The organism is Roseiarcus sp. (genome assembly GCF_049514155.1).
Classification (GTDB): domain Bacteria; phylum Pseudomonadota; class Alphaproteobacteria; order Rhizobiales; family Beijerinckiaceae; genus Roseiarcus.
Genome location: NZ_JBEKVH010000195.1, coordinates 1 through 6,014, shown reverse-complemented (window position 1 = coordinate 6,014; position 6,014 = coordinate 1). Strand labels below are relative to the sequence as shown.

General features: G+C 68.3%; 5 protein-coding genes, 1 tRNA gene and 1 pseudogene. 4 read left to right on the top strand and 3 right to left on the bottom strand.

Features of this window, described 5'->3' with window-relative positions:
* Positions 1 to 752 (bottom strand): SDR family NAD(P)-dependent oxidoreductase (locus ABSF49_RS19390; RefSeq protein ID WP_424114279.1); only part of this gene is annotated, 752 nt, incomplete at its 3' end.
* Between the two features lie 424 nt (positions 753 to 1,176).
* Here ABSF49_RS19390 and osmF point away from each other — a divergent pair.
* The 4 genes from osmF (at position 1,177) to ABSF49_RS19370 (ending at position 5,137) form a co-directional block, all read left to right on the top strand.
* Entirely contained in the window at positions 1,177 to 2,085 is a 909-nt protein-coding gene (osmF, locus tag ABSF49_RS19385; protein ID WP_424114278.1) for a glycine betaine ABC transporter substrate-binding protein OsmF, read from the top strand.
* A 165-nt stretch (positions 2,086 to 2,250) separates the two neighbouring features.
* A complete protein-coding gene (locus ABSF49_RS19380) occupies positions 2,251 to 3,432 on the top strand; it encodes an ABC transporter permease (RefSeq protein ID WP_424114277.1) in 1,182 nt (393 codons plus the stop codon).
* Positions 3,429 to 4,367, top strand: coding sequence for an ABC transporter ATP-binding protein (locus ABSF49_RS19375; RefSeq protein WP_424114276.1), 939 nt, complete (start codon positions 3,429 to 3,431; stop codon positions 4,365 to 4,367). The genes ABSF49_RS19380 and ABSF49_RS19375 overlap by 4 nt, the downstream gene beginning before the upstream one ends.
* On the top strand, positions 4,364 to 5,137 hold the full coding sequence (locus ABSF49_RS19370; protein WP_424114275.1) for an ABC transporter permease: 774 nt from the start codon (positions 4,364 to 4,366) through the stop codon (positions 5,135 to 5,137). Before ABSF49_RS19375 ends, ABSF49_RS19370 begins: the two co-directional genes overlap by 4 nt.
* A 168-nt stretch (positions 5,138 to 5,305) precedes the next feature.
* On the opposite strand, the gene ABSF49_RS19365 is transcribed toward ABSF49_RS19370, so the two are convergent.
* A tRNA-Thr gene (locus tag ABSF49_RS19365) sits at positions 5,306 to 5,381 on the bottom strand.
* A 186-nt stretch (positions 5,382 to 5,567) separates the two neighbouring features.
* A pseudogene (locus tag ABSF49_RS19360) lies at positions 5,568 to 6,014 on the bottom strand (hypothetical protein); the annotation flags it as partial.

Here is a 6,014-nt window from a genome sequence, read left to right as displayed (position 1 = left end):
AGACCGACGACGCCAAACTTCGAGGCGCAATAGGCGACGTGCTCGTCAATCGCGACAGTTGCGCATTGTGAAGCAATGTTGACGATCTTGCCGCCGCGGGCGGCGGCGATCATCGCCTTGCCGACCGTCTGCGACATGAGGAACGTGCCTTTCAAATTGACGGCGATCGTCTTGTCCCAGTAGTCGAGCGGCAGCGTGGCGGCCGGAGCCAAGAACACGACGCCGGCGCAGTTGACCAGGATGTCGACCGCCCGGCCGTCGCGCATGACCATGATTCGATCGGCGACGCCGAGCAGTTCGTCGATCTCCGAGGAGATTATCGCCACCGTTCCGCCGGCGGCGGCGAAGTCGCCGACGATGCGCGAGATCTCGCGCTTGGCGCCGAGGTCGTCGAGGATCGCCTGCGCCGCCGCGTTCATCTTGCGGAAGTCGACGCCGCCGAACCGACCCGATGGCTCGCGGCCGAGAAAGATGTTCTCGGCGACTGTCATCTGCGGGATCGGGCACAGCTCCTGCTCGATGATGGCGACGCCCGACGCCAGCGCTTCGGCGGGACTGCTGAACTCGACCTCCTGGCCGTTGCGCCAAATCTTACCGGCGTCTCGACGTATAATTCCCATCAAGACCGAAAGAAGAGTCGATTTGCCCGCTCCGTTGCCGCCGCAGAGCGCGTGGACCGTGCCGGCTTCCAGCTCGAAGCGGCCGTCGCGCAGGGCGACAATGCCGCCGAAGGACTTGTTGAGCCCCTCCACTTTGAGCAGTGCCGCCGCGCTTCCCCCCTGCGCGCCGATCGCGACGCCTCTTGATTGATATTTGTCGACCGCATATCGACAAACGTCAAAGCAGCAATCGGCGATGGGCGCGGTCTCCCATTCCCGCGGCGACTGCGGCGAGCCGCCTAGAGCGCTATGGCACGAGAATTCAATCAGTTGCAGGTCGCCGCGGTGCGGGCGAGCCCTGCGTCGCCAGGTCGCGTCGGCCGGCGCCGGTTCCTTTCAACGGAGCGCGGCGCGGCCATTCTCGACTCGATTGCGGTAAGGGCGCGAAGCCACGCCGCCTGCGACTTCCGGCCGCGCGCTCCGTGTGCGAAGGTTCTCTTCCTCATGCCCGAGGGGGGCGGCGTGACGACGACAAATCGCAGCCGCCGGCAGCGCGGCCCAATTCAGGGAGTCGACAATGCGTCTACCGATTTTGTTCGCGGCCGCGGTCCTTGCCGGCGCGGTCGCGACCTCGGCCTCGGCCAAGGTCGTGGTCTCGTCGAAGATCGATACGGAAGGAGGCGTGCTGGGCAACGTCATCGCCCTCGCGCTGAAGGCCAACGGCGTTGAGGTCGAGGACCGCATCCAGCTCGGCGGCACGCCGGTCGTCCGCAAGGCGATCATGGCGGGCGAGATCGACATCTATCCCGAATACACCGGCAACGCCGCCTTCTTCTTCAACAAGGCCGACGATCCGGTCTGGAAGGACGGCGCCAAGGGCTATGAGGAGGCCAAGACGCTCGACTACGACGCCAACAAGATCGTCTGGCTGACGCCTTCGCCCGCCAACAACACTTGGGCGATCGCGCTGCGCAAGGAAGTCGCGGCCTCGGCGAAACTGACGACGCTCTCCGACTTCGGCAAATGGGTCTCCGGCGGCGGCAAGGTCAAGCTCGCCGCCTCGGCGGAGTTCGTCAATTCCGCCGCCGCCCTTCCCGCCTTCCAGACGGCCTATGGCTTCAAGCTCTCGCCCGACCAGTTGATCGTCCTCTCCGGCGGCGACACCGCTGCGACGATCAAAGCCGCGGCCGAACAGACGGACGGCGCCAACGCCGCCATGGTCTACGGCACCGACGGCGCGATCCAACCCTCCGGCCTCGTCGTGCTCGCCGACGACAAGGGCGTGCAGCCGGTCTATCGCCCGACCCCGATCATCCGCGAGGCGGCGCTGAAGGCCAATCCCAAGATCGCCGACATCCTCAGGCCGATCTTCGAAGACCTCGACCTCGCCACCCTGCAGGCGCTCAACGCCCGCGTCCAGGTCCAGGGTGAGCCCGCCAAGGCGGTCGCCGAGGACTTCCTCAAGTCGAAGGGTTTCTTGAAGTGAGCGATCGCCGGCGCGGGGGCGGCCTCGCGCCGGCTGCGCGTTCAGGGCGTCCTGGCGTCCCGGGCTGATCGTCATTTCCCCGCGGCGGCGCTACATGTGCGAGCGAGCGCAGACTTGTCGCTTCCGCCCCGGCGTATCGGGTCACGCGGACGCCCTGAGATTCCCATGGCCCCATCTGTCGCCCGGACCGCGCCGATCGTGAGCCTCGGCTTCGACAAGCTCGGCGTCGTCGTCGCCGCGCTGCTCGCCGTCGGCGCGGCTTCCCCCTTCGCGGTGTTCCGCGCCAATCGGATCGTCGCCGGCGAGGCGAGGCCGTTCTTCGAGGCGCTGCCGGCGCCTTTCGCCGCGCTGTTGGCGCTGGCGGTGTTCGCCGCCGCCGCCGTTTCGCTCTCGAAGACGCCCGCGCGCGCGCGGCTCGCGACGGCGGTCGCATTCGCCATCGCCCTGGCCGCGCTGATCGGAATTGCGGCCGATTGCCTGACGCCGCCGGGCGACCGCTACGCGCGCGTCGCGCCGGCCGCAGGCTTCTGGACGCTCGCCTTCGCCAGCTCGATCCTCTTCGCCGATTCCGTCGTGCGTCTGAGGCTGGGCCCTCTGGCGCGCCTCCTGGCGCTCGCGCTCGGCGCGGCGGCCTTTGCGCTGGCGCTGTGGTCCGGCGTTTGGAGCGAATTGTCGATCCTCAAGGAATATGCGACCCGCGCCGACGTGTTCTGGCGCGAGGCCGGCGCGCATCTCGTTCTGGCGGTCGGTTCGCTCGCCGCGGCGATGACGGTCGGCCTGCCGCTCGGCGTGCTGATCGCGCGCAAGACAGGATTGCGCGCGCCCGTGCTCGCTACGCTCAACGCGATACAGACGATCCCGTCGATCGCGCTGTTCGGCATCCTGATCGCGCCGCTCGGTTGGATCTCCGTCCACGTGCCCGGCGCCGCGGCGCTCGGCGTCCACGGCATCGGCGCCGCTCCGGCGTTCCTTGCGCTGTTTCTCTATTCGCTGCTGCCGATGACGGCCAATACCGTCATCGGCATCGAGCAGGCGCCGCGCGACGTCGTCGACGCCGCCCACGGCATGGGCATGACCGGCCGCCAGCGGCTGTTCTCGATCGAGCTGCCGCTGGCGTTGCCCGTCATCCTGACCGGCGTTCGCATCGTCCTCGTCCAAAACATCGGAATGGCGACCGTCGCGGCCCTGATCGGCGGCGGCGGCTTCGGCGTGTTCGTCTTCGCCGGCCTCGGTCAGACCGCGCCCGATCTGATCCTGCTCGGCGCCCTGCCGACCGTCCTTCTCGCCTTCGCCGCCGCCATCGTTCTCGACGCGACGGTCGAACTCGTCACCGGAGCGCGGCCATGATCGCGATCGAGGGGCTGACCAAGGTTTACGGCTCGGAGGTCGCGGTCGACGACGTCAGCATGATCGTCGAGGCGGGCGATCTCACCGTCGTCGTCGGCGCCTCCGGCGCCGGCAAGTCGACGCTGATGCGCATGGTCAATCGGCTCATCGAACCAACCGCCGGCCGTGTGCTGATCGACGGCGAGGACGCCGCCGGGCTCCCCGTCCATGAATTGCGCCGGCGCATCGGCTACGCGATCCAGAACCACGGCCTCTTCCCGCATCGCACGGTGGCGCAGAACATCGCGACCGTGCCGACGCTGCTCGGTTGGGACCGCCGCCGCATCGCCGCGCGGGTCGAGGACCTGCTCCGCCTCTTCCAGCTTGATCCGGCGACGTTCGCGCGGCGCTTTCCCCATGAGCTCTCCGGCGGCCAACAGCAACGCGTCGGCGTCGCGCGCGCGCTCGCGGCCGAGCCGAAACTGCTGTTGATGGACGAACCCTTCGGCGCCCTCGATCCGCTGGTCCGGGCCAAGGCCCAGGACGACCTCAAGGCGATCCAGCGCCAGCTTTCGACGACGATCATCCTCGTCACCCACGACATGGAAGAGGCGATCCGCCTCGGCGACCGCATCGCCGTCATGGACGCCGGCAAGCTCATCCAATATGCGCCGCCGGCCGAAATCCTCGTTCATCCGGCGACCCCGTTCATCGGCGCGCTGATCGGCATCGGCGATCGGCCCTTCCGCCTGCTGTCGCTCGAAACCGCCGCCCAGGAGGTCGAACCCGGCGAGGCCGAGGGCGCGGCCGTCGCCGCCGACGCCGACCTGCGTGAGGTGCTCGCCGAACTGCTGTGGTCGCGTCGCGCCGCGGCGCCGGTCGCCGGACGGGATGGCCGCGTCATCGGCCGCGTCACGCTCGCCCGGTTGATCGAGCGCGCGGGAACGCCGACGTGAGACGCCGTTTCGCCCGCTCGGCGCCGATCCTCCTGCGCGCGTTCGTGGTCGCCGCGCTCGTCGCCTTCCTCTTCCGGCCGGAGCTGTTCCGGCCGCTGCTGGCCCCGCTGTGCGACCCCGGCCAGCCGGTCATCTACGACCGCGCCAGCCTGTTGTCGCTGACGCTGTCCCATCTAACGACCGTGGCGATCGCGATCGGAGCCGCGACAATGGTGAGCGTCGGCCTCGCCATCCTCGTGACGCGGCCGATCGGCGTGGAATTCTTGCCGCTGTCGCGCTCGATCGTGAACATCGGCCAGACCTTCCCGCCGGTCGCGGTGCTGGCGCTCGCCGTGCCGATCGTCGGCTTCGGCGAGAAACCGACGCTGATCGCCCTCTTTCTCTACGGCCTCCTGCCGATCTTCGAGAACGCCCTGACCGGCTTGACGAGTCTGCCGCCGGAGGTCGTCGACGCCGCCAACGGCATGGGCATGACCGAGACGCAGCGGCTGTGGAAGGTCGAAGCGCCGCTCGCGCTTCCCGTGATCCTCGAAGGCGTCCGGCTGTCGGCGGTCATCGGGCTCGCCACCGCGACGATCGGCTCGACCGTCGCCGCCAAAGGCCTCGGCGAAGTCATCATCGCCGGGCTGCTGTCGAACAACCTCGCGTTCGTCGTCCAAGGCGGCGTTGTCGTCGCCATGCTCGCCGTCACCCTCTATGAGGCGCTCTCCGGCGTCGAGCGCATATTCGCCCGCCGCGCCGGCCGGTTCGCCAAGACGGAGCAGGCCTGAGTTCGACTCGCGCCGCAGCGGAAAACGCTCGCGCCTCCCTGTCCCGCAGGACGGGCTTGCCCATGGGGCGGGCATTTCGCGTCCGCCGCTCGACGGCGCGCCCCAAATCTGCCGCCGATCGTCCGCCGGCTTCGCTGATTTTAGAGGGAATTCAGAGACTTCAAAGGCTGGTGCCGCAAGAGAGATTCGAACTCCCGACCCCATCATTACGAATGACGTGCTCTACCAGCTGAGCTATTGCGGCTGAACGCGGCGGCTGCGCGCTTGGAGCGCGGTCCGGCGGTCGGCAGTCTCTTAAAGCACATCGCCGGCGCTTGGCAAGGACGCGCGCAGGTTCGGCGCACTCAAGACCGCGAGGCGAGTTGACCTGCCTCGCTACGCCGCTGGATTAGGCTCGGTCGCCGACTGCGCGCCCCAACCTCGCCGGCGTTCAGCGCTGCGCCTCGGGCTCGGCGGAGAATTGCGAAATCATCCAGTTGCCGTACCATTTCAGCAGCCACGGGATCGGAATGACGAAAACCGAACACAGGGTGAGGACCACGACGCGCCAGAGGATGGCGAAGCCGCCGCCATTGAAGGCGAAGCGCGGCGCGCCCTCGATCCTGGCGCAGATCCAGCGCAAGAAATACTTGAGCGCCCACGCCCAGCCGATGACGGTGACGAAGGAGACCGCCACCAGCAGGCTCCAGCCGATGTAAGGCAAGACGCCGCCGGTAAAGGCGATCTTGGTCGCGCCGTCTTCGGTTTCGACATGGGCGCAGAACCAGCGGACGAGCGCCCAGCCTAAGACGACGCCGAGGATCGACGACAACGCGCCGCCCCAGCGCACGTCGAGCGCGACGTTGAGCGTCGGCGCGATCCATTGCACGAGGCCGAA

Excerpts from the sequence above, each read along its gene's own strand:
- ABSF49_RS19380 (WP_424114277.1), top strand. The coding sequence starts at position 2,251 with ATGGCCCCATCTGTCGCCCGGACCGCGCCGATCGTGAGCCTCGGCTTC.
- osmF (WP_424114278.1), top strand. The coding sequence starts at position 1,177 with ATGCGTCTACCGATTTTGTTCGCGGCCGCGGTCCTTGCCGGCGCGGTC.
- ABSF49_RS19375 (WP_424114276.1), top strand. The coding sequence starts at position 3,429 with ATGATCGCGATCGAGGGGCTGACCAAGGTTTACGGCTCGGAGGTCGCG.